This is a genomic window from Saccharopolyspora antiqui (genome assembly GCF_052246905.1).
GTDB lineage: Bacteria > Actinomycetota > Actinomycetes > Mycobacteriales > Pseudonocardiaceae > Saccharopolyspora.
On record NZ_JBQQBO010000022.1, the window covers coordinates 91,339 to 113,048 of the forward strand.

Here is a 21,710-nt window from a genome sequence, read left to right on the forward strand (position 1 = left end):
CATCCGGCGCATCTTGAGGACAGGATTGTGCGTGGGCTCAATTGGGGCAAGACGGTCAAGTACATCGTGAGGCAGCCGTGATCAACGCCACGGCGGCGGCCCGAGCGGTGCGGGCCGGGCCGGGGTCACCGTTGATCGCGGCGGTGGCGGTCGCGCCGTCGACCAGGATGAGCAGCTGCTCGGCGAGGTCGCCGGGGTTTGCCACGTTCAGGTCGTCGACCAGTTTCCGCAGGTAGCGGTGCACTTCGTCCTTGTGGTCCCGAACCGCCCGGGCGATCCCCGGCGAGCTGTCGCCGAGCTCGCCGAAGGAGTTGAGGAAGGCGCAGCCGCGGAAGTCCGGTTCGCTGAACCAGTCGTGCAGCCAGTCGAAGACCGCCAACACCGCTCGTTCGGGGCTGCCGCGCTGCCCAGCGACGTATGTGGACAGTGCGGTGCGCCAGCGCCCGTCGCGGCGGCGCAGGTAGGCCTCGACGAGTTCGTCCTTGGAGGCGAAGCACTGGTAGAGGCGTTTGAGCGACACCCCGGAAGTGGTGCGCAGTTCGGCCATGCCGACGGCCTGGATGCCGCGGTCGTAGAACAGGGCTTCGGCGGCGTCCAGCAGCTTCGACTCGGCCTCGTCGCGCTGCACGCAAACTCCACGGGTTGTCGGGAGAACGATCGTTGTCTATCTTATCGGACAGGTGGAGAACGACCGTTCTCCACCTGTGAGGAGTCCCGAGATGTCCCGTCCGCCGTTCCCGCCGTTCGACGAGCAGACCGCCGCCCAGAAGGTGCAGGCGGCCGAAGATGCCTGGAACACCTGCGATCCCGAGCGCGTCGCGCTGGCGTACACAACGGACTCCGCATGGCGCAATCGCGACCGGTTCGTCACCGGCCGGGACGAGATCGTGGCGTTCCTGCGCGAGAAGTGGTCGCGCGAGCTGGATTACGCACTCCGCAAGGAACTGTGGGGCTTCCGCGGCAACCGCATCGGGGTGCGCTTCCAGTACGAGTGCCACGACGCCGCCGGGCAGTACTGGCGCAGCTACGGCAACGAGCTGTGGGAGTTCGCCGAGGACGGGCTGATGCGGCGGCGCGAGGCCAGCATCAACGACGTCCCGATCACCGCTGCCGAGCGCCGGATCCTGGGCCCCCGCCCGGAATCCGAGCGGGGCGTGCTGCTGCCGATCCAGTGACCGGTGGGGACCTGTTACGGCCTGACCAGCGACTCCAGCAGCGGGCGGAAGTGCTCGAAGTCGGGCGTCGGGGCCTGCGGGTCCTTGGCCGCCTCGTCCCAGCGGCGCAGCGCGACGGCGGCTTCGGCGTGCTGGGAGCCCTCGAAATCGCGCACTTCCTGCTCGCTCATGGGTCCGCCCTGCAGGTTCAGGGTGTGCACCGACTTCGCGGAGAGCCTGGCGAAGTAGTCCGGCTCGACCGCGCACAGGTAGCGCTTGGCCGCGACGTGCAGCCGCACCGGTTCGGTGACCGCACCGTCGAACCAACGCGCGAGCCAGTCCGCGCCCCGGTCGTCGTGGTGGTCGTCGGCGCCCGCCACCCGATCGCGATCCGGGATCAGGCCGGAGAAGTGCCCGATGTCGTGCAGCAGCGCGGCGGCCACCAGGGCGTTCGAAGCCCCGGCGGCCTGCGCGCGGGCACCGGCCTGCAGCATGTGCGCGGCGATGGTGACGGCCTCGCCGTGGTAGTCCCCGCCGCCTTCGCCGGTGAACAGTTCGGCCAGCTCATCGATGGGGTTCAGCTGTCGCGCGCCGGTCCGCTGGGTGGTCATGGCCCGACCCTAACGACGCAGTACCAAGTTCGAAGATGCCTGCGCATGAACCGGGGGAGAACCGCGAGCGACCGGATTCGCCACTTGGCGGCCCGTTTCTTCCGGCGTCAGCTCATCGCGGCGGCGATCTCCTCGGCGGCTTCGCGGGCGAGCGGGCCGAGTTCGACGAAGCGGGACTCCGGTATCCGCTCCCGCGGGCCCCAGATGCTGACGATCGCGAACGGGCGGTGGCTGGCGTCCAGCACCGGTGCGGCCACGCCGTAGACCTGCGTTTCCAGTTCGCCGACGCTGACGCTGTAGCCCTGCTGGCGGATCTCCGCCAGTTCGGCGCGCAGGGCGTCGCGGTCGGTGCGGGTCCTCGCGGTGTACTCCGGCAGCGGGTTGGCGAGCATCGATTCGACCTCCGCTTCCGGCAGCCAGGCGAGGAAGGCCTTGCCAGCCGAGGTGGCGTGCATCGGCACCTGCCGACCGAGCCACCGGGCGCTGAGCACCACCGGCGGCACCACTTCGTCCACATAGGTCAGACCGAGTCGCTGCGCGACGGCCAGGTTCGCGGTCTCGCCGGTGGCGTTGCTGAGCCGCTCCAGCACTTCGTGCGCGCGGCGGACCAGGCCGTCCACGCCCGCGGTCGCGGCCATCCGGCTGATCGCGAAACCGATCGAGTAGCGGTTGGTCAGCGGGTCGCGTTCGACCAGCCCGTGGTGTTCCAGGGTGGCCAGCAGCCGCCACGCGGTCGCCCGGTTCAGCCCGCACTCCGCCGCGAGTTCCGCCACCGGCCTGCCGTCCGGGGCGCTCGCCGAGACGGCGTTGAGCAGCGCGACGGCGCGGTCCAGGGACTGCACGCGACCGGTCGGGGACCGGGATTCGTGCTGCTCATCCTGGGTGTGGGCCACTTCGGCGCGCATCCCTCCACCCTAGTGCCACCCGCCGGAGTGGCTCGGTCCCCGGGGGTGGCGCGGTCGCGCTGGTCCGGTCAGGCGGAGTTGCTTGACGGCTGCCGCCCGCGAAACCTAGCTTCGCATATTGCGAACACTCGGCGCATAATGCGAGCCACATGCGAGGCGGTATGGAAAGAGTGGTCACCCCGTACGAAGGCAGCGGACACCGTCCGTGGGACGACTCGGCGGAGATCCCCGCGCCGCTGCTGTTGCACCGGACCACGGTCAGCCCGAGGTGGGTGGACTACAACGGCCACCTGAGCGAGTCGTGCTACCTGCTGGTCTTCGGCGACAACTCCGATGCGTTCTTCCGCTACCTCGGAATCGACGAGCAGTACCGGGAAAACGGGCACTCGCTGTACACAGTGGAGACCCACATCCACAACCGGCGCGAGGTCGCCGAAGGCGAGCCGCTGGCGCTGAGCCTGCGGTTGCTCGACCACGACGCCAAGCGGGTGCACATCTTCCACGAAATGCACCACGGCGAAACCGAGGCCCTGCTGGCCACCGCCGAACAACTGCTGGTGCACGTCGACACCCGGCGGGGCCGGTCCAGCGAACTGCCGCACCACCTGCGGCACCGGCTGGCCGCCATCCACCAAGCGCACGCGGTGCTGCCGGTCCCCGACGTCATCGGCCGCCCGATGGGCATCCGACGCTGAACCCCGAGGAGCACGCAGTGGATTTTGAGCTCACCGACGAGCAGCGGATGATCGTAGACACCGTGCGCAAGTTCGTGGCCGTCGAACTGGAGCCGCACGAGGACGAGGTCGAGCGCCTCGACGAGGTGCCGACCGAACTGGCCGAGCAGATCCGGAGCAAGGCCATCGAAGCCGGTCTCTACGCCGCCAACATGCCAGCGGAACTCGGCGGCGGCGGACTGGACGCCACCGGCATCACGCTGGCCGAACGCGAACTCGGCCGCACCAGCTACGCGCTGCAGATGCTGGTGGCCCGGCCCAGCAACATCCTGCGGGCCTGTGAAGGCGCGCAGCGCGAGCGCTACCTGCTACCCGCGATCCGGGGCGAGCGGCACGACTGCCTGGCCATGACCGAGCCGGGCGCCGGTTCGGACGTGCGGTCCATGACCACCCGAGCGGTGCGCGACGGCGACGACTACGTGCTCAACGGGACCAAGCACTTCATCAGCCACGCCGACACCTCCGACTTCGTGGTGCTGTTCGCCGCCACCGGTGTCGAGCAGACCTCGCGCGGCCCGAAGAACCTGATCACGGCGTTCCTGGTGGACCTCGACGCCCCCGGACTCACCGTGCGGCGCGGCTCGGCGTGCGTGTCGCACCGCGGCTACCACCAGTGCGAACTCGCCTTCGTCGACTGCCGGGTGCCGGTCGGGCAGCGCCTCGGCGGGGAAGGCGAGGGCTTCGAGCTGATGGGCGAGTGGCTGGGCGCCAGTCGGCTCAGCGTCGCGGCGACCAGCGTCGGCCGGGGGCGGCGGGTGCTTGAGATGGCCACCCGCTGGGCCGCCGAGCGGCAGCAGTTCGGTCAGCCGATCGGCAGGTTCCAGGGCGTCGGTTTCCAACTCGCGGACATGGCCACCGAACTGGACGCGGCCGAGCTGCTCACGCTTCGGGCGGCGGCGAAGCTGGACAGCGGCGGCATGACCGATCGGGACGCGGCGATGGCGAAGCTGTTCGCCTCCGAGGCGCTGGGCCGGATCACCGACCGCGCGGTGCAGATCTTCGGCGGCATGGGCCTGATGGCCGAACTGCCCGTCGAGCGGTTCTGGCGGGACGCCAGGGTCGAGCGGATCTGGGACGGCACCAGCGAAATCCAGCGCCACATCATCTCCCGCGCCCTGCTGCGCGAAGTCTCGTGAGCGACTTCTCCGGTAAGGACCGGAAAACCGACTCACGAGCGTCCAACCTGCGCCGCATGCTCGCGCCCCGGCACATCGCGGTGTTCGGCGGGGACGCCGCGGCCGAGGCGATCCGGCAGTGCCGCCGGGTCGGCTTCGCCGGGCCGATCTGGCCGGTGCACCCGCGACGCACCAGCATCGAAGGACTGCCCTGCTACCGGAGCGCGGCCGAACTGCCCGCCGCACCGGACGCGGCTTTCGTCGCGGTGCCAAGGGAAACCACGGTCGACGTGGTCGCCGACCTGGCGGCCCGCGGCACCGGGGGAGTGGTGTGCCACGCCGCCGGGTTCGCCGAGCACGGCACCGACGGCGCCGCCCTGCAACGCGCCCTGGTGTCCGCCGCGGCGGACATGGCGCTGATCGGCCCGAACTGCATCGGCACCCTCAACTACCTCGACGGTGCCGCGCTGTGGCCGGACCAGCACGGCGGCCACCGGGTGGATCGCGGCGTCGCGGTGCTCACCCAGAGCGGCAACATCGGCCAGAACCTCACCATGCAGCGCCGGTCGCTGCCGCTTGCCCAGCTGATCACCCTCGGCAACGGCGCGGTGACCGGCGTCGCGGACCTCGTCGAGGCCATGCTGGCGGATCCCCGCATCACCGCGATCGGCCTGCACCTGGAAGGCATCGACGACGTCGCGGGCCTGTCGAGGGTGGGCTTGCTGGCGCTGCGCAGCGGAATTCCGATCGTGGTGCTCAAATCGGGCAGTTCCGAGCTCGGCGCGCGGACCAACCTCAGCCACACCAGCTCCCTGGCCGGTTCGGACGTGCTCTGCGACGCGCTGTTCCGGCGGCTGGGCATGGCCCGCGTGCACCACGTGGAGGCCTTCGTGGAGACGCTGAAATTCCTCCACGTGCACGGCGCGCTGACCGGCAGCCGGATCGCCTCCGCCAGCTGTTCCGGCGGTGAGGCGGCACTGGTCGCCGACCTCGCCGAACGGCACGGGCTCGAACTGCCGTCGTTTCCGGCGGACACCCAGCGGCGGCTGCGGCGGCTGCTCGGCGAGCGGGTCGCGGTGGCGAACCCGCTCGACTACCACACCTACATCTGGGGCGATCTGGCAGCGCAAACGGCGTGCTTCGCGGAACTGCTCGGCGCCGACTTCGACTGCCACCTGCTGCTGGTCGACTTCCCCCGCGAAGACCGCTGCGTCGACGGGCCCTGGTCGACCACCGCGGATGCGTTCCTGGCCGCGCACCGCGCCGTGGGCGCGCCGGGATGCGTGGTCAGCTCCCTGCCGGAAGGACTCCCGGAGCCGATCGGGCAGCAGCTGCTGAGCCAGGGCGTGGCACCCATGCAAGGCGTCGCGGACTGCCTGGCGGCCATCGCCGCGGCGGCCGCAATCGGTGCCGCGCGGCGGAGGGCGGACTCGACGGCCCCGCTGGAGATCCCGGCCGCGGTCACCGGTGAGCGGTACCAGCTCGACGAGTGGGCCGCCAAGCGCGCGCTGGCGGCGGCCGGTCTCGCCGTCCCGGAAGGTGTCGTGACCAGCGCCGACGACGCACCGCAGGCCGCTGCCCGGCTCGGCTTTCCCGTTGTGGTCAAAGCGGTTTCGGCCGATCTGGCGCACAAGAGCGAAGTCGGGGGCGTGCGGCTCGGGCTGACCAGCGAGCAGCAGGTGCGCGAGGCGGTCGCCGGAATGGCCGCGCTCAGCGACGCGTTCCTGGTCGAGCGCATGATCGGCGGAGTGGTGGCGGAGCTGATCGTCGGCGTGCACCGCGACCCGCAGTTCGGCCTGGCCCTGACCATCGGCGCAGGTGGTGTCCTGGTGGAACTGGTGCGCGATTCGGTCACGCTGCTGCTGCCGGTGAGCCGCGAGCAGATCCGGGATGCGCTGCGCGAACTGCGGATCTGGCCGCTGCTGGCCGGGTTCCGGGGACCGGGCGCCGACGTGGCCGCCGTGGTGGACGCGATCGCCGCGATCGTCGAACACGCGCGCGGCAATGGACGACTGGTCGAGTTGGACGTGAATCCGCTGCTGGCGCTGCACCGGGGCGCGGTCGCGGTGGACGTGCTGGTTAGCGAAGCGAGGAGTGCCGATGACTGATCAGGTGCGGTTGGACGTCGACGGCGGGGTGCTCACCGTGACCCTGGACCGGCCGAAGGCCAACGCCATCGACGTCGCCACCAGCCGTGCGCTGCACCAGGCGTTCGACCGCCTGCGGCGCGACGACTCGCTGCGCGTCGCGGTGCTCACCGGCGCGGGCGACCGGTTCTTCTCGGCGGGCTGGGACCTCAAGGCCGCCGCCGGTGGCGAGGCCATCGACGCAGACCACGGGCCGGGCGGCTTCGCCGGGTTGACCGAGTTCTTCGACCTGGACAAGCCGGTGATCGCCGCGGTCAACGGGCTGGCCCTGGGCGGCGGGTTCGAACTCGCGCTGGCCGCGGACCTGATCGTCGCCGCCGAACACGCCGAGTTCGCGCTCACCGAAGTGACCCTCGGCATGGTCGCCGACTCCGGCGGTGTGCTCCGACTGCCCGAGCGCCTGCCGCGGGCCGTGGCCAGCGAGCTGCTGCTGACCGGCCGCCGGATGGCGGCTGCCGAGGCGCAGCGGTGGGGCCTGGTCAACCGCGTCGTCCCGGCCGCCGACCTGCTCGGCGCGGCGTTCGAACTGGCCCAGCGGATCTGCGCGGCGGCCCCGCTGGCGATCGCCGCGGTCAAGGAGATCACCCGGCGCGCCGCCGCCCTGGACGTCGAATCCGGCTACCGGCTGTTGCGCACCGGCGACCTGCCGAACTACCGGGCGATGCTCGGCTCGGACGACGCCCGAGAAGGTCCGCGAGCTTTCGCCGAGCGGCGCGCACCGAGGTGGACCGGGACCTGAACCCGCACCAGCCGTCAGCTCTGCCGGGACGGCGGGTTGCTGGTCCACCGCTCGTCGAGCGCTTCGGCGGCGGTGGTCTTGGTCTCCTGATCCACCGCCCTGCTGGTGTCCGCCACCGGTTGCAGCAGGGTTTCCGGTTGCGGCGCGGCGGGTTCGAGATCCGGACGGGTGCGCTCCCGGGGCCGCTGCGGCGGCGTCGGTATCCGAGGGCGGGACACCGGCGGCGGTGGCGGGTACGGCAGCGGCTGGCTGGCGGTGATGTAGAGGCCTTCCAGGATCAGCACGATGATCCCGACCATCAGCGCGCCGATCGCCAACCACAGGCCGGTCGGGAAGCCGCCGAACCACCACAACGCACCCGCGACCCCGCAGGCAGCACCAGCCGCCATCGCCAGCAGGTGGAAGAGCAAGTGGACGGTGTAGCCCCTCACGACCCGATTACCTCCCCCTGAATCGCGATCGTCGATGTGCCGGTGGAATCGGCGTGCTGGAAGAACACGCGCGCCGATCGCGGCCGGTTGCCCGAACATGCGCCAGGTCACGCCGGGGCGTGTCGGAAGTCGTCTCACTCGATGGTAGCTCCGGAGTTGCCCGGTTCGCGTGATCGGCGGTGCTTCGTCCGATCAAGAATCCGACCGTTACGGGTCTGATCGTTTTTCACCTGTTCGGGCGAGGGGGGTGGGCCGCGCCCAGCGGCTGCGACCGCCCGGACCTACGGTGAAACCCAAGGGCCACAGCAGAACCGGCAGGGGTGCGGTGCTGGTTCGGCGCTGAATGCGACAGTCGCTGAGAAGTGGGTGGTCCGCTACGCCTTTGGGGGGTGGTGCCGGTGATCAATTCACTGGCTGGGTTCGCGATGGCGGCCGCAGTCGGCATCGGCGCGATCATCGGAATGCTGATCGTGATGTCCTGGGTGGAGCGGAGGATGCTCGGTTCCGGCGTGCCGCGCCGCGAACCGGCCCGCAGCAGACATCGCGAAACCAGCAGGTTCGTCGCCGAATACCGTCACCAGCGCGCCAACTTGACCGCCCAGCCGCGAGCTCACCGCAGCGCCCTGTCGGCCGTCTTCGCGGTGGTCGCCGTGGTCCTCGCCGTGTTCTCGGTCGGTTACGAGACGGTGCGGACGCCGTCCGGAGTGGTCCGCAGCCGTCGCGCGGTATCGGTCGGCGGTCCCGGCGCGATGCGCCGCCCCGGCCCCCGGCACTCGTTCGACCGGCCTACAGAACGCGGAAGTCGGCGAAGTCGAAACCGGGCGAAACCACGCAGCTGACCAGCGTCTCGACCGTCGCGGCCGCGCTCGCGCACTGCCAGGTGCCAGCCGGGATCACCGCCTGCGGCGCCTGCCCTGCGCCCGCGCCCAGCACGAACTGCTCGGGTTCGGTGACCGGTTGCGGGCCGTCACCGCCCAGCGACAGGATCAGCGGGCCGCCGCGATGCCACAGCCACAGCTCGTCGGAAGCCACCGTGTGCCAGGTGGAACGCTGTCCGGGCGGCAGCAGGAAGTAGATCGCCGTCGCGGTCGGGCGCATCCCGCCCGGCCGCTCGACCTCGACCGGGCTGGTCCAGGTCCGCCGGTACCAGCCGCCTTCGGGGTGCGGGAACAGGTCGAATTCCTCGGCGGTGCGGCTGCGCGTCTCCAGGGCCAGGAAGCGGCCCGCCGCGTCGCGGCGCGCGTAGCGGACGCCGATCACCGCGTCCCGCTCCAGCGGCCCGTAGACGTGCGGGAACAGCGCGTCGGCGGCCACGCCCCGCGGCGGCGCCGGATTCGCGGCCTCCCAGCGCACCGGTGCCGACAGCTTGGCCGGATCCAGTTCCAGCGCCACCATCGGTTCGGCTGTTTCGCGGTACAGGGTGTTGGCGACCGCGAGCGTGGTGCGCACGTCCGGTGAGCAGTGCACGAACCCTTCGCGGTCGAGACTGGCGGCGTGGATCGGTGCGGTCCGGTCGGCGTGGAAGGTGCTCAGCGGCAGCAGGTGCAGCAGCGTAGATCCAGTCACGCTCGACAGTCTCTCCCGGCCACCCCGGTCGACGCGATCAGGCGCATAGGATCCGGAGCGGTTTTCGATGTGTGGCGAGGAGGATTCCATGACGGTTCGAGTCGCGGTGTTGGACGACTACCAGGACGTCGCGCGGGATTATGCCGACTGGAGCGCATTGCCCGCGCAGGTCGAGGTGTTCAACGAGCACCTGACCGATCCGGCGGAGTTGGTGCGGCGGCTGGAGCCGTTCGAGGTGATCGCCGCGATGCGGGAGCGCACCGCGTTCCCCCGGCAGGTGCTCGAAGCGCTGCCCAACCTCAAACTGCTGGTCACCACCGGCATGCGCAACGCATCGATCGACATGGTCGCGGCGCGCGAGTTGGGCATCGTCGTCTCGGGTACCGGCAACGGCGGCGGAGATCGCTCGTGGGGGCCGACCGCGGAGCTGGCCTGGGGGCTGATCTTCGCGCTGCTGCGCCACATCCCGCAGGAGGACCGGATGATCCGGGAAGGCGGCTGGCAGCGCACCGTTGGGCAGGAGGTGGCGGGGCGGACGCTCGGCGTGCTCGGGCTCGGGCGGCTCGGCGCGCAGGTCGCCAGCGTCGGCCGGGTGTTCGGCATGGACGTGATCGCGTGGAGCCAGAACCTCACCGACGAGGCGGCGGCCGCGGTGGGCGTGCGTCGGGTGACCAAGGACGACCTGTTCCGGGCCTCGGACGTGCTGACGATCCACACCGTGCTCAGCGAGCGAACCCGGGGCTTGATCGGTGCGGCGGAGTTGGCGCTGATGCGGCCGACCGCGTATCTGATCAACACCTCGCGGGGACCGATCGTCGACGAGGCCGCGCTGCAGGACGCGCTTCGCGAGGGGCGGCTCGCCGGGGCGGGGATCGACGTGTTCGGCCGCGAACCGCTGCCCGTCGACGATCCGTGGCGCAGCACGCCGCGCACGGTGCTGACCCCGCACCTCGGCTACGTCACCGACGGCACCTACCAGGTCTTCTACCCCGAAATCGTCGAGAACATCAGCGCCTACCTGCAGGGATCCCCAATCCGCGTGCTCAACGCCGGGTGACTCAGCGCGGCAGCACGGGCTCGTGAGATTCCGGTTCGCACCGGAACGACCACTCACGAGCCCTGGTGGTGCGCGGTCGATCGATCGCGAAACGGGTGCACTGAGACGGCTTTGCTCTAGATGTGATTTCGGTCTTGACGCAGGCAGAGACGCACATCACAGTCGTACCAACCAGTCGGTCTGTAAATGATCTTGGTCTCCAGTCACCAAGCCAAGGGAGTCCGTCGATGACTGCGAGCGACCCGACGCACGCCAACGCAACCCCGAAGAAGCTGCTGATCGCGGCCCTGATCGCCAGCTCCATCGAGTGGTACGACTTCTTCATCTACGCCACGGCCGCGGCCCTGGTCTTCGGCCACCTGTTCTTCCCCGACGCCAGCCCGCTGGTCGGCGTGCTGCTGTCGTTCGCCACGTTCTGGGCCGGGTTCATCGCCCGGCCGATCGGTGGCCTGGTCTTCGGCCACCTCGGCGACAAGATCGGCCGCAAACCGGCCGTGGTGACCTGCCTGATCATGATGGGTTCGGCGACGTTCCTGATCGGCGTGCTGCCCGGCGCGAGCTCGATCGGCGTGCTCGCCCCGATCCTGCTGGTGACGCTGCGGTTCCTGCAGGGCATCGCGGTCGGCGGCCAGTGGGGCGGGATCGTCCTGCTGCTGACCGAGAACGCCGGCGGCGGCCGTCGCGGGATGGCCGGCACCTTCGGGCAGATGGGCGTGCCGCTGGGCGTGATCCTCGGCAACGTCGCGTTCCTGGTGGTCGGCGCGGTGCTGAGCCCGGAAGCGTTCCAGGCTTGGGGCTGGCGGATCCCGTTCCTGGCCAGCGCGGTGCTGGCGCCGGTGGTGCTGTTCATCCAGATGAAGATCGAGGACACCCCGGTGTTCCGCGAACTGCAGGAACGCAAGGAGAAGAAGGACGCGGAGGTCGTCAGGGCGCCGCTGATGGAGGTGCTGCGCAACAGCAAGCGGACCGTGCTGCTCGGTGCGGGCCTGCTGTTCGCCACCAACTCGGTGTTCTACATCAGCATCTCGGGCCTGCTGGACTACGGAACCCGCGAGCTGGGCATGGCGCGCCAGTCGCTGCTGGCGGTGTCCCTGGTGTCGTCGCTGATCGGGGTGTTCGTGATCTACTACGCGGGCGCGTTGTCGGACCGCTGGGGTCGGCGTCCGCTGATCCTGGTCGGCGCCGGGTTGCTGGCGTTGTGGGCGTTCCCGTTCTTCTGGCTGGTGGACACCGCGTCGATAGTCGGAGTGGCGATCGCGGCATCGGTGGGCAGCATCGGCTCAAGCCTGACCTACGGCCCGCTGGCGGCCTACCTCAGCGAACTGTTCGCACCACGAGTCCGCTACTCAGGCGCATCACTGGCCTACCAACTAGCGGCAATCCTGGTCAGCGGCGGAACCCCGTTCATCATGACCGCCCTACTCGCAGCCACCGGCACCTCAGCATCGGTCTCGCTATTCCTACTCCTGATGGGCCTATGCACCCTGGCCTCGGCACTACTACTACGAGAAACCCGCCCAACCCAAACCAAAACCCCCCAACCCACAAAAGCAACAGCCGAGGGTCTGTAACGGGAACGGTGTTTTCCGCCGGGTGAAGGGCACCTTTGACCGAGTAAGCCGGTCGAAGGTGCCCTTCACTCATAACCCGAACGGGGTTAGAGGTCGGTGGTCAGTTGTTTGATCTGTTCGATGAGTTTGGTGCGGGTGGTTGTGTCGGGGGCTAGTGGGGTGATGTTGAGGGTGGTTACGCCGGATTCCTTCAGGGCTGCCAGTCGCTCTCGGACGTGGCCTTCCGAGCCGATGAGGGAGGTCTTCTGCAGGAGGTCGCGGGGGACCGCGGCGGCCGCCTCGTCCTTCTTGCCGTTGAGGTAGAGGTCTTGGATCAGCTCGGCCTCGGGCTCGAAGCCGTAGCGTTGGACGAGGTTGTTGTAGAAGTTCTTGCCCTTGGCGCCCATGCCGCCGATGTAGAGGGCCGCGTCTGGTCGTCCGTAGTCCAGCAGGTCGTCCAGGCCTTCGCCGATGGCCAGTGGCATCTGGGCGACCACGTCGAGCGGCGGCAGCGAGGCGTCGCGCTTGGCCTTGCCCGCCGCCAGCGACTCGCCCCAGGCCCGCTCGGCCTTCTCCGGCAGGTAGAGGAACGGCTCCCACGCCTCGGCGATCTCGGCGGCCAGTTCGACGTTCTTCGGGCCGATCGCGGCGATCATGATCGGGATCCGCTCGCGCACCGGGCGGTTGATGATCTTCAGCGGCTTGCCCAGTCCGGTGCCCTCGCCCGCGGGCAGCGGGATGTTGTAGTGCTTTCCGGCGTGCTGGACCTTCTCCCGGCGCCACACCTGGCGGCAGATGTCGACGATCTCGCGGGTGCGGCCCAGCGGCGCTTGGTAGGGCACGCCGTGGAAACCCTCGATGACCTGCGGCCCCGAGGCGCCGATGCCGAGGGTGAACCGCCCGCCGGAGACGAAGTCCAGCCCGGCGGCCGTCATCGCGGTCAGAGATGGCGTGCGGGTGTAGATCTGCAGGATGCCGGAGGCGATCTCCAGGCGCTCGGTGCGGGCGGCGATGAAGCCCAGCTGGCTCACCGCGTCGAAGGAGTAGGCCTCCGGGACGAACACGATGTCGAGTCCGGCCTTCTCGTAGGTGGCCAGGTCGTCGACGGTCTCCTTGAAGCCTCCGCTGTAGCTCAGCGGCATACCGATGCGCATGGCCGTTCCTTCCGATCTGGGGCAGCGATGCCGGAGCGTTGGGTCACGCCGCCGAGGTTGCCCAGAGGTTACCGCCGAGTACGGAACATCGGCACTCGCCGTCGAACCTCGGGAAATGTGACTCGCCTCTCAAGAATCCTCCATCTGGATAGCTTTTCTGTCGTGCTGGCCCCGACAATGGGGATATGTCGTCCATCGGGGCCGTTGAGCCGCCGCGCGAGCTGCGCGGCGTGCGGATGGGCGCCGCATGAGATTGGCTCTGCTGGACATCGGGTCCACTGCTGCGCGCCTGGAGATCGTCGATCTCGACCGGTCCCGGATGCCGCGCGCGGACTGGAGCGTGAAGGCCCGGACCCGGCTCGCCGAACACACGAGACCGGACGGTTCGGTCACCGAACCCGGCGTCGAGCAGGCGGTGCGCGCGGTGCGGCACTGCGTGCGCGCGGGCATCGACAAGGGCCCTGACGTGCTGATCGCGTTCGGCACCTCGGCGGTCCGCGATGCGGCCAACGGCGCGGAGCTGAGGCAGCGGTTGAGCGACGCCGCCGGGGTGCGGATCGGCGTGCTCAGCCCGCGCGACGAAGCCGCGGTCACCTACCACGCCGCCCGCCGCTGGCACGGTCGCTGCGGATCGAGACTGACCACTGTGGACATCGGTGGCGGCACCACCGACGTGGCCACCGGCATCGACGCGCGACCCACCGACGTGGTTTCGCTGCCGTTCGGTGCGGCTCGGCTGACCAGGCAATACCTGCCGGACGACCCGCCGCGGCCACGGCACGTCGAGGAACTCGTCGCGGCGGTCCGCAGCGCCGTCCCGCGTTCGCTGAGCAACTTCTCGGACGCCGACCTGGGGCATCCGATCGCGCTGTCGAAGGTCCTGCGGCAGTTGGCCGTGCTCACCGAGAGCTCGCCGGGGAAGGTGGCCCGCCACCCCGACCGGCTCGTCCGCGCCAAGCTGCGGCCCTGGATCCCGCGGCTGGCCGAGCTGGACCAGGCGCAGCGGGCGGCGCTGCCCGGTGTGTCGCGCAGCCGGTCCCGCCGCATCCTGGCCGGGGCGATCGTCGCGGAGCTGATCTTGCGCACCATCGGCTTGGACGAACTGGAGATCTGCCCGTGGGGCCTGCGCGAAGGCCTGGTCTTCCGGTTCGCCGAAGCCCACGACGCCACCGGTGGCGACGCACTCCAGCTCATGGCCGCCCTGTTCAACTGACCGGCCTGGACCGGGAGGCCGCATCGCCTGGGGTGGCGCGCGCCGGTAGCGTCGATGATGTTCGTGCGGAATCCGGCAGGGAGGGGCGCGTCGTGGCACTGCTGCTGCACATTCTGATCACCATGGTCGCGGTGTGGATCACCACCGCGTTGCCGGGGATCACCCTGGCAGGCCAGGACAGCCTGGCGAAGATCCTCACGCTGCTGGCGGTGTCGGTCATCTTCGGCATCGTCAACGTGGTGCTCAAACCGATCGCGAAGACGCTGGGCTGCCTGCTCTACGTGCTGACGCTGGGGCTGTTCGGCCTGGTGGTCAACGCCCTGCTGTTCTGGCTGACCAGCTACCTCGCCGGGCAGCTGCGGCTGCCCTTCCACGTCGACGGGTTCTGGTCGGCGTTCTGGGGCGCGCTGATCGTCACGATCGTCAGCAGTGCGCTGGCCGGGATCGTGCGCCGCACCCGGCCGCAGGTGGCGGATCACTGACGTTCGAACGCTCCGGCGGCAAGTGGGTGATTTTGGCGGCGACCCGCGCTGGGCGTGCCGGTTTTGCGGGCATTCCGGCCGCTGAAATGCCGGGCACCGGATATCCTGTTGATCAAGTCCGTCCACAGGGGAACGCTGGTGAACCACGGAGCCGACGATGCGATGCAGCCTGCAGGAGTTCGACGGCCTGCTGCGCGATCGAGAGGTCGGAGCGGAGCTCGCCGCCTTCCTGGTTCCGGCGCCGCGGGCTGACGCGGACCGGCCGCCCGGCGAGCAGTGGACGAAGCTGGCCACCACCCTGGAGCGCGCGTCGGTATTCGGATTCGCGCAGGTCAACGACAGCGATGAAACCGAACTGCGGGCCGTGGTGGCAGTCGGCAGCGGTCAAGCGGCGCGGGTGCGGGTGCGGGGCGAGTCGGTGACCGCGGAGCAGGTGCGCCCCGATGCGCCGTGGCCGGCGCTGGTCGGCTGCCTGCCGGATCGGGAACCGGCCGATGGCTGCGAGGTCACGGTGCCCACCGAGGTGTTGGCCGAAGCGCGCGCCGCGGCCGAGCAGCGCGCGGACCAGCAGGTCGACTGGCTGGCGTACGAGCTCAAGCGCCGCCGGGTGCCGCCCGAGGACGCGCAGGCGGTGGGCGACCTGATGCGGCGGGCGGACGGCATGACCGCGCGGCTGACCGTCGGCCTGCGCGAGGCGGCCGGCGCGGTGCGCACCGGGGCGTTCGCCATCGAGGTGCGCCACGCGCCGTCGGGGCGGGTCGCGGTGATCCCGGAATCCCCGGACGACACGTTCACCGTGGTGGCACCGGCTGATGCCTACCTACTCGGCAAAGCCCTGCAGGAGTACGTCGAAGGCCTGTGGACCGGCGTGAGCGAACGGACCCAGCCACTACCCCGGTAGTACTCGTCGTTCAACTCGTCTTGTTCCGGCTGCGGGTGGCGGACCCGGACAGCTGTCTTTGACGTGGCGGTGTCGGGCCGACCGCCTCGGGTGGGGCTGGCGTTTTCGCCGCGAAATCGCCAGGTTTGCTGCCCGCATCGCCACGCAAATCGAAGACAGGCGCTCAGACGCCGTTTCGGCTCCGAGATCCGCGACATGAAGGACAAGGCGAGCCCTGGACGAGATCACCGGTCGTGGGCCTTGATGCGGTCCGCGATGTCCTCGCCGATCAGCAGCGATGCGGTGGCCGCCGGGGAGGGCGCGTTGAGCACGTGCACCCAGTGCTCGTCCTCCACGACCAGGAAGTCGTCGACCAGCGTGCCGTCCGGGGTGACCGCTTGGGCGCGCACCCCGGCCTCGGCCCGCAGCAGGTCGCGGCCCCGCAGATCGGGTAGCAGCTGCTGGGCGGCGCGGACGAACAGCGGCTTGACCGCCGAGCGGGCGATTTCGACCGCGCCGGTGCGCCAGTACTTCTTGGCCAGCACCCGCAGTCCGGGGTCGCGCGCCAGGCGGCGCAGGTGGTCGCCGGACCAGGTCACCCAGTCGTAGCCTTCGCGGGCCAGCGCGGGCACCGCGTTCGGACCGATGTGCAGGCTGCCGTCGACCATCCGCGTCATGTGCACGCCGAGGAACGGGAAGGCCGGGTCCGGCACCGGGTACACCAGGGCGTGCACCAGGTCTCGGCGGAAGGAGGTGGTCTCGTAGTACTCGCCGCGGAACGGCAGGATCCGCGCCGGTGGGTTGGCCCCGGCCAACTCGGCGACGGCGTCGCTGTGCAGCCCGGCGCAGTTCACCGCGCGGCGGGTGCGGATCTCGCCGCCGGTGGTGGTCAGCACCAACTCCGCGCCGTCGCGGTGCACGTCGACCAGTTCGGTGCCGGTGCGCAAGTCGGCACCGCATGCGGCCAGCAGTTCGGCGAGTTTCCGGCACACCGCTGGGAAATCGGTGATCCCGGCGTCGGGCACCAGCAGCGCCTTGCGGCCGCGCACGTTCGGTTCGCGTTCCCGCAGCTGGGCGAGGTCCAGTTCGCTGACCCGAACGCCGTTGGCGGTGCCGCGCCGCACGAGTTCGGCGAGCTTGGGCAGCTGCCCTTCCGAGGTGGCGACCACGACCTTCCCGGTGCGCTGGGCGGGGATGCCGTGCTCGGCGCAGAACCGGTACATCGCCTCGCCACCGGCGCGGGCGAACCGCGCCTTGGCACTGCCCGGCGGATAGTACAGTCCACTGTGGATTACGCCGGAGTTGTGGCCGGTCTGGTGCGCGCCCCAGTGGCGTTCCTTGTCGAGCACGGTGATCCGGAGGTTCGGGTCCTGCTGGCTGAGGGCGTGGGCGGCCGCCAGGCCCACGATGCCGCCGCCGATGATCGTCACGTCGTTGGTCCCTGTCATGACAGCCATCCTGACCGCCCGCCCGGCCCGATTCCAGCCCGCGCCGCCCGCAACAGCGCAGGACCGGCGAGCCCTCCGCAGCTCCGTAGCCTCGCGTGCTACAGGGGGCTACAATGAGCTGATGAGGATCATTTCCCAGCGGGAGTTCCGCAACAACTCCGCTGCGGTGATGGACGCGGTGGAGGCGGGCGAGATCTATCACGTCACCCGCAATGGCGTGGAGGTTGCCGAGCTTCGCCCGCTTCGACCACGGCGGCGGTTTTCCACCGATGAACTGATCGAGCGGCACAAGATGCTGCCTCGCGTCAGCTATGCGCACCTGCGGCAGGACGCCGATGAGTTCTTCGGTGGCGAAGACCGAGTTGGTGACGATGACCCCTGGGAGCGCGGCCGTGGCTGATCGCCCGCCGCTAGGAGTGTTGGCCACCTGCGCCTATATCGATCTTGAGCTGCTTGATCGTGCCGTCTTGCCCGCGCAATCGGAGCTCACCTCGGTCTCGCTGGCGGAACTGCACCAGGGCGTCGCGATGGCGCGGGATCCGGTGGTCAGGGCGGCGCGGCTGGAAATGCTCGGTGCCGCCATCGTCGAGTTCGATCCGCTGCCCTTCGACGGCGAGGCAGCCGCGCGCTACGGGACGCTGGTCGCGTTGACGTTGGCTGCGAATCGCAATCCCCGCCCACGACGAGTGGACTTGATGATCGCCGCTGTCGCGTCTGCGCATGGCCTGCCGCTTTTCACTCGAAATGCCGACGACTTCAAGGGGCTGGAGAGCATGATCACGGTGCATGCGGTCTGACCGTTCTCCATCGCCAAGTGCAGCGCCACGCCTTCGCGCTCGACCGAACCGGGTCGAAGTGCGCAGTTTGGAAACCGGTTCGGCGCCGGTGAAATCCACATCCCGAGAGCACAGCCGCTGTTCTGCGCAACGTGACCAACGCGTGGGACGTGGCACAGCACATCGCACATGGCCCGCCCACCGGTGGGTTGATCGGTCAGCGGGCGGATCGCCGCCGTGGCGATAGCCTGGGCGCGAACGGGGTCGCTACGGGAAGGAAAGCCAACGTGGAACTGCTGCTGCTGTCCAGTTCGGTGAAGCACGGCACGGGTTTCCTCGAACACGCCATGCCAGCGGTGGGCGAACTGCTGGCCGACCGCAAGCGACTGCTGTTCGTCCCGTTCGCCAAGGGCGACCACGACGAGTACGTCGCGACCGTGCAGGCCGCGGTCGAACCGCTCGGCGTCACCGTGGCGGGCATCCACCGGGCGGACGATCCGGTCGCGGCGGTCCGCGAGGCCGAAGCGGTGTTCATCGGCGGCGGGAACACCTTCCGCCTGCTGGCCGCGCTGCACCGGCTCGGCCTGATCGACGCGCTGCGCGAGGCGGTGCGCGGCGGCACCCCGTACCTGGGCGCCAGCGCGGGCACCAACATGGCCTGTCCCAGCCTGCGGACCAGCAACGACATGCCGATCGTGGAACCGCGGTCGTTCACCGCGATCGGGTTGGTGCCGTTCCAGATCAACCCGCACTACCAGGACCCCGAGCCGGGCAGCACGCACATGGGCGAAACCCGCGAACAGCGGATCGTGGAATTCCTGGAGGACAACGACGTTCCGGTGCTGGGCATCCGGGAAGGTTCCTGGCTGCGGGTCCGCGGTGAGCACGCCGAACTCGGCGGCAGCACCGGAGCGCGGCTGTTCAGCCGCGGCGCCGATCCCCGCGAGCTCAAGCCGGGCGAAGACGTCACCTTCCTGCTGGGCACCGAACCGCACTACGACGCCTGAGAATCCGCCGTTGGTCCATTTGCGCGCGTAGCTGGAAAAGCGGCTTCGCCATTCGCGTACGCCAAATCCCCGCCCGCGCGGCCTCACATCCCGAATCCAGGCGAACCCCAAGTTGCGACGTGGTAACACTCCGCCGTGTTCGTGGTAGCTGACCAGCGCAATTTTTGGCATGCCTTGCAACAAAAAACAGTTCTCGTGGTTTCATGATCACCCTGTGCTATGGTTCGTTCATCCTGCTGGGTGGCTACGGGGAGAGCGCCCGTGACAGTGGCACTGGTTCGACCGCGAGACGCGGACACAGGTGCACGGCCACGCCGATGGTCGTTGCCGTGGTCCCGCCGCGATCGCGCTGGTGCCGCATTCCGCACCGAAACCCGGCGGCGGAATCCTGCTGATGTGAAATGCGATCACCCGTATCGCTGGGAGCCGGGCAGATCGCGGAGTGGTTCGACAGTTGCGGAGCACTGTGGCGCGGACGAGCAGTTCCGGTAGCGAGTACAAGACGATCCGGGCCCGCCTGACGCGTGTCGGCGTGGTTCCCAGCATCATCCTGCTGACCATCTGGCTCGGATACTCGGCACTGGCGGTTTACGACGGCTATTACTCCAGAGTGGTCGCCACCGGGGTCAAGAACGCGTCGATCCCGGCGGTGAACAGCCTGGTGGCGTTGCAGAACGAACGTCGGCTGGCGATCGAACGGCTCAGCCGCCCAGGCGTCGACCCGGCCGCGCTGACCTCGCAGCGCACCCAGACCGACAAGGCCGTCGGCGTGATGCGGGCCAACCTGCGCAACCTGGTCGCCGATGCGCCGCAGGCGATCGCGACCCGAGTCCGGGACCTGGAGACGCTGCTGTCGCGGCTGCCGCAGATGCGCGCCCGGCTCGACACCGGCCAGGTGTCCCGGCGGGAGACCTTCGACTACTACAACCAGGTGCTCGACGCCGGGGTCAACCTCTTCGACACGCAGGCGCGGGTCGTGCCGGACCTGCAGTCCAGCCACGCCGGTCTGGTGGCCACCGAGATCTTCCGGGCCGCCGACCAGATGTCGCGGGCCGCGTCGTTGGGCAGCGCCGCGCTGGTCAGCGGCGAGTTCAGCACCGAGGACCACCTGTCGTTCGTGCACCTGGTCGGCGCCTACCACGCCGAGCTGACCGTCGACATGCCAGCCGCCGAGCCGCGCGCCGCCGACCTGCACCGGCAGCTCACCTCCGGCCCCGACTGGCAACAGCTGATCGACCTTGAGAACGCGCTCGTCGAGCATTCGTCGCAGCTCGGCGGGCCTTTCGCGGTGAACGAGGCCGAATGGCAGCAGATCACCCACGAGGTCTCCGAGGACCTGGTCGCGATCGCGGTCGAACAGGCCAACGCCGGTGCCGAACTCGGCACGCGCAACGGCGACGCGCAGTTCTTCCAGGCGCTCCTGGGCAGCTTGGCCGCGCTGGCGGCCATGGTGGTCGGCATCGTGCTGGCCTCGCGCAACGCCCGGCGGCTGGTCGACCGGACCCTGGTGACCCGGTTGGCGAACCTGCGCGACGACACGCTGCAGCTGGCCAGCGAGCGGCTGCCCACGATCATGTCCCGGCTCAAGCGCGGCGAGCCGATCGACGTCGAAGCCGAGCTCGCCCCGCTGGACTACGGCTCCGACGAGATCGGCCAGGTCGCGGACGCCTTCAACACCGCCCACCACACCGCGGTCGTCGCGGCGGTGCAGGAGAACCAGGCCAAGGAAGGCGCCAACAAGGTCTTCCTCGGCATCGCGCACCGCAACCAGGGACTCGTGCACCGCCAGCTCAAGGTGCTCGACAAGATGGAGCGCAGCGAGGAACACCCGGAACGGCTGGACGGCCTGTTCCAGCTCGACCACCTCGCCACCCGGGCCCGGCGCAACGCCGAGAACCTGATCATCCTGGCCGGTGAGCAGCCCGGTCGGCAGTGGCGCAAACCGGTGCGGCTGGTGGACATCGTGCGCTCCGCCGTCGCCGAAACCGAGCACTACTACCGGATCAGGGTGCACCCGACACCGGAGGTCTCGCTGGTCGGCGCGGCGGTGGGCGACGTGATCCACCTGCTGGCCGAGCTGATGGACAACGCCACCTCGTACTCCTCACCGCGTTCGCAGGTCCAGGTCTACAGCAGCGATACGCCGCGCGGCGTGCTGCTGCAGATCGAGGACGAGGGACTGGGCATGCGCGCGGCCGACCGCGACGACGCCAACGTGCTGCTGTCCACGCCGCCGAAGTTCGAGGACATCACGCTGCGCGGTGATTCCCGGCTGGGGCTGTTCGTGGTGGCGCGGCTGGCCGCCCGCCGCCACATCGAGGTGGACCTGCGCGAGGCCCCGGAGGGCGGCACGGTGGCGTTCGTCCTGCTACCCAACGACATCGTGGCCAACGAGCGGATGTTCGAGCCGCGGTTGTCCCGATCGCAACCACAACCGGAACGCGGGTCGTCAGCTCCGCTGGCGCAGGAGCTGACGACCCAGCTGGCGGCGACCACCGAGCCGCCGCAGTTCCCGTCGGCGGATCCCGATCAGCGACCGGCGCTGCCGCGTCGGCTGCGCCAGCAGAACCTCGTTGCGCAGCTGCGGGAGGAGCCGTTGGCGCGGGATTCGGACAATGCTGGGCAGGCCGGGCACTCACCGGAGCGCACGCGTGGCAACATGACCGCGTTCCAACGCGGTACCCGCGAAGCGCGCCGGGGCGACAGCGGCGAATGATTACCGGCGCAGCGACAACGAGGAG

At 69.7% G+C, this 21,710-nt stretch carries 22 protein-coding genes; 15 read left to right on the plus strand and 7 right to left on the minus strand.

What is annotated here, in order from left to right; translation table 11 throughout:
- Positions 1–55: 55 nt before the first annotated feature.
- Complete coding sequence (locus tag ACTWQN_RS28690) at positions 56–628, minus strand: TetR/AcrR family transcriptional regulator (RefSeq protein ID WP_443206715.1); 573 nt, start codon at positions 626–628, stop codon at positions 56–58.
- Positions 629–719: 91 nt separating this feature from the next.
- Here ACTWQN_RS28690 and ACTWQN_RS28695 point away from each other — a divergent pair, with 91 nt between their 5' ends.
- Positions 720–1,175: a nuclear transport factor 2 family protein gene (locus ACTWQN_RS28695; protein WP_443206716.1), complete on the plus strand. Its 456-nt coding sequence runs from the start codon at positions 720–722 to the stop codon at positions 1,173–1,175.
- Between the two features lie 14 nt (positions 1,176–1,189).
- On the opposite strand, the gene ACTWQN_RS28700 is transcribed toward ACTWQN_RS28695, so the two are convergent.
- Both ACTWQN_RS28700 and ACTWQN_RS28705 read right to left on the minus strand, forming a co-directional pair.
- Complete coding sequence (locus ACTWQN_RS28700; protein ID WP_443206717.1) at positions 1,190–1,765, minus strand: phosphonate degradation HD-domain oxygenase; 576 nt, start codon at positions 1,763–1,765, stop codon at positions 1,190–1,192.
- Between the two features lie 107 nt (positions 1,766–1,872).
- Positions 1,873–2,670 carry an IclR family transcriptional regulator gene (locus ACTWQN_RS28705; protein WP_443206718.1) on the minus strand — a complete coding sequence of 266 codons (798 nt, stop codon included), beginning with the start codon at positions 2,668–2,670 and terminating at the stop codon, positions 1,873–1,875.
- Between the two features lie 161 nt (positions 2,671–2,831).
- Here ACTWQN_RS28705 and ACTWQN_RS28710 point away from each other — a divergent pair, with 161 nt between their 5' ends.
- Genes ACTWQN_RS28710 through ACTWQN_RS28725 form a run of 4 tightly spaced genes read left to right on the plus strand, consistent with a single transcriptional unit; the run spans position 2,832 to position 7,405 of the window.
- Positions 2,832–3,365, plus strand: a complete 534-nt coding sequence (locus ACTWQN_RS28710; protein ID WP_443206719.1) for a thioesterase family protein — start codon at positions 2,832–2,834, stop codon at positions 3,363–3,365.
- Between the two features lie 17 nt (positions 3,366–3,382).
- Entirely contained in the window at positions 3,383–4,540 is a 1,158-nt protein-coding gene (locus tag ACTWQN_RS28715) for an acyl-CoA dehydrogenase family protein (RefSeq protein ID WP_443206720.1), read from the plus strand.
- A 56-nt stretch (positions 4,541–4,596) separates the two neighbouring features.
- Entirely contained in the window at positions 4,597–6,627 is a 2,031-nt protein-coding gene (locus ACTWQN_RS28720; protein WP_443206721.1) for an acetate--CoA ligase family protein, read from the plus strand.
- Positions 6,620–7,405 carry an enoyl-CoA hydratase-related protein gene (locus ACTWQN_RS28725; protein WP_443206722.1) on the plus strand — a complete coding sequence of 262 codons (786 nt, stop codon included), beginning with the start codon at positions 6,620–6,622 and terminating at the stop codon, positions 7,403–7,405. Before ACTWQN_RS28720 ends, ACTWQN_RS28725 begins: the two co-directional genes overlap by 8 nt.
- A gap of 14 nt (positions 7,406–7,419) precedes the next feature.
- On the opposite strand, the gene ACTWQN_RS28730 is transcribed toward ACTWQN_RS28725, so the two are convergent.
- Positions 7,420–7,836, minus strand: a complete 417-nt coding sequence (locus tag ACTWQN_RS28730) for a hypothetical protein (protein WP_443206723.1) — start codon at positions 7,834–7,836, stop codon at positions 7,420–7,422.
- A 398-nt stretch (positions 7,837–8,234) separates the two neighbouring features.
- Between ACTWQN_RS28730 and ACTWQN_RS28735 the strand changes: the two genes are divergently transcribed.
- On the plus strand, positions 8,235–8,675 hold the full coding sequence (locus ACTWQN_RS28735) for a hypothetical protein (protein ID WP_443206724.1): 441 nt from the start codon (positions 8,235–8,237) through the stop codon (positions 8,673–8,675).
- Here ACTWQN_RS28735 and ACTWQN_RS28740 read toward each other — a convergent pair.
- Positions 8,623–9,402, minus strand: a complete 780-nt coding sequence (locus ACTWQN_RS28740; RefSeq protein WP_443206725.1) for a cupin domain-containing protein — start codon at positions 9,400–9,402, stop codon at positions 8,623–8,625. The two genes, ACTWQN_RS28735 and ACTWQN_RS28740, sit on opposite strands and share 53 nt — an antisense overlap.
- A gap of 88 nt (positions 9,403–9,490) precedes the next feature.
- On the opposite strand from ACTWQN_RS28740, the gene ACTWQN_RS28745 reads away from it, so the two are divergent.
- Complete coding sequence (locus tag ACTWQN_RS28745) at positions 9,491–10,459, plus strand: D-2-hydroxyacid dehydrogenase family protein (RefSeq protein ID WP_443206726.1); 969 nt, start codon at positions 9,491–9,493, stop codon at positions 10,457–10,459.
- A gap of 227 nt (positions 10,460–10,686) precedes the next feature.
- Positions 10,687–12,030, plus strand: coding sequence for an MFS transporter (locus ACTWQN_RS28750; protein WP_443206727.1), 1,344 nt, complete (start codon positions 10,687–10,689; stop codon positions 12,028–12,030).
- Positions 12,031–12,116: 86 nt separating this feature from the next.
- On the opposite strand, the gene ACTWQN_RS28755 is transcribed toward ACTWQN_RS28750, so the two are convergent.
- The gene (locus tag ACTWQN_RS28755) at positions 12,117–13,163 is read right to left on the minus strand and encodes an LLM class F420-dependent oxidoreductase (RefSeq protein ID WP_443206728.1); all 1,047 of its coding nucleotides are present in this window, start codon (positions 13,161–13,163) and stop codon (positions 12,117–12,119) included.
- Positions 13,164–13,410: 247 nt separating this feature from the next.
- Between ACTWQN_RS28755 and ACTWQN_RS28760 the strand changes: the two genes are divergently transcribed.
- From ACTWQN_RS28760 to ACTWQN_RS28770, 3 genes are all read left to right on the plus strand, one after another.
- Entirely contained in the window at positions 13,411–14,376 is a 966-nt protein-coding gene (locus ACTWQN_RS28760) for a Ppx/GppA phosphatase family protein (protein WP_443206729.1), read from the plus strand.
- Between the two features lie 92 nt (positions 14,377–14,468).
- Complete coding sequence (locus ACTWQN_RS28765; protein ID WP_443206730.1) at positions 14,469–14,858, plus strand: phage holin family protein; 390 nt, start codon at positions 14,469–14,471, stop codon at positions 14,856–14,858.
- A 157-nt stretch (positions 14,859–15,015) separates the two neighbouring features.
- On the plus strand, positions 15,016–15,759 hold the full coding sequence (locus tag ACTWQN_RS28770) for an ESX secretion-associated protein EspG (RefSeq protein WP_443206731.1): 744 nt from the start codon (positions 15,016–15,018) through the stop codon (positions 15,757–15,759).
- A gap of 224 nt (positions 15,760–15,983) precedes the next feature.
- Here ACTWQN_RS28770 and lhgD read toward each other — a convergent pair whose 3' ends face one another.
- The gene (gene lhgD / locus ACTWQN_RS28775) at positions 15,984–17,186 is read right to left on the minus strand and encodes an L-2-hydroxyglutarate dehydrogenase (RefSeq protein WP_443206732.1); all 1,203 of its coding nucleotides are present in this window, start codon (positions 17,184–17,186) and stop codon (positions 15,984–15,986) included.
- Here lhgD and ACTWQN_RS28780 point away from each other — a divergent pair.
- The 4 genes from ACTWQN_RS28780 (at position 17,185) to ACTWQN_RS28795 (ending at position 21,685) form a co-directional block, all read left to right on the plus strand.
- Positions 17,185–17,586, plus strand: coding sequence for a type II toxin-antitoxin system Phd/YefM family antitoxin (locus ACTWQN_RS28780; RefSeq protein ID WP_443206733.1), 402 nt, complete (start codon positions 17,185–17,187; stop codon positions 17,584–17,586). The two genes, lhgD and ACTWQN_RS28780, sit on opposite strands and share 2 nt — an antisense overlap.
- Positions 17,534–17,983, plus strand: coding sequence for a type II toxin-antitoxin system VapC family toxin (locus ACTWQN_RS28785; protein WP_443206734.1), 450 nt, complete (start codon positions 17,534–17,536; stop codon positions 17,981–17,983). Before ACTWQN_RS28780 ends, ACTWQN_RS28785 begins: the two co-directional genes overlap by 53 nt.
- Before the next feature lie 266 nt (positions 17,984–18,249).
- Positions 18,250–18,969, plus strand: coding sequence for a dipeptidase PepE (gene pepE, locus ACTWQN_RS28790; protein ID WP_443206735.1), 720 nt, complete (start codon positions 18,250–18,252; stop codon positions 18,967–18,969).
- Positions 18,970–19,423: 454 nt separating this feature from the next.
- The gene (locus ACTWQN_RS28795; protein ID WP_443206736.1) at positions 19,424–21,685 is read left to right on the plus strand and encodes a sensor histidine kinase; all 2,262 of its coding nucleotides are present in this window, start codon (positions 19,424–19,426) and stop codon (positions 21,683–21,685) included.
- Positions 21,686–21,710: the final 25 nt, after the last annotated feature.

What these genes read in the sequence shown, in the direction of transcription:
- ACTWQN_RS28695 (WP_443206716.1), top strand. Translation starts at nt 720, where the DNA reads ATGTCCCGTCCGCCGTTCCCGCCGTTCGACGAGCAGACCGCCGCCCAG.
- ACTWQN_RS28700 (WP_443206717.1), bottom strand. Translation starts at nt 1,765, where the DNA reads ATGACCACCCAGCGGACCGGCGCGCGACAGCTGAACCCCATCGATGAG.
- ACTWQN_RS28705 (WP_443206718.1), bottom strand. Translation starts at nt 2,670, where the DNA reads ATGCGCGCCGAAGTGGCCCACACCCAGGATGAGCAGCACGAATCCCGG.
- ACTWQN_RS28710 (WP_443206719.1), top strand. Translation starts at nt 2,832, where the DNA reads ATGGAAAGAGTGGTCACCCCGTACGAAGGCAGCGGACACCGTCCGTGG.
- ACTWQN_RS28720 (WP_443206721.1), top strand. Translation starts at nt 4,597, where the DNA reads ATGCTCGCGCCCCGGCACATCGCGGTGTTCGGCGGGGACGCCGCGGCC.
- ACTWQN_RS28725 (WP_443206722.1), top strand. Translation starts at nt 6,620, where the DNA reads ATGACTGATCAGGTGCGGTTGGACGTCGACGGCGGGGTGCTCACCGTG.
- ACTWQN_RS28745 (WP_443206726.1), top strand. Translation starts at nt 9,491, where the DNA reads ATGACGGTTCGAGTCGCGGTGTTGGACGACTACCAGGACGTCGCGCGG.
- ACTWQN_RS28750 (WP_443206727.1), top strand. Translation starts at nt 10,687, where the DNA reads ATGACTGCGAGCGACCCGACGCACGCCAACGCAACCCCGAAGAAGCTG.
- ACTWQN_RS28755 (WP_443206728.1), bottom strand. Translation starts at nt 13,163, where the DNA reads ATGCGCATCGGTATGCCGCTGAGCTACAGCGGAGGCTTCAAGGAGACC.
- ACTWQN_RS28760 (WP_443206729.1), top strand. Translation starts at nt 13,411, where the DNA reads ATGAGATTGGCTCTGCTGGACATCGGGTCCACTGCTGCGCGCCTGGAG.
- ACTWQN_RS28770 (WP_443206731.1), top strand. Translation starts at nt 15,016, where the DNA reads ATGCGATGCAGCCTGCAGGAGTTCGACGGCCTGCTGCGCGATCGAGAG.
- ACTWQN_RS28780 (WP_443206733.1), top strand. Translation starts at nt 17,185, where the DNA reads ATGACAGCCATCCTGACCGCCCGCCCGGCCCGATTCCAGCCCGCGCCG.
- lhgD (WP_443206732.1), bottom strand. Translation starts at nt 17,186, where the DNA reads ATGACAGGGACCAACGACGTGACGATCATCGGCGGCGGCATCGTGGGC.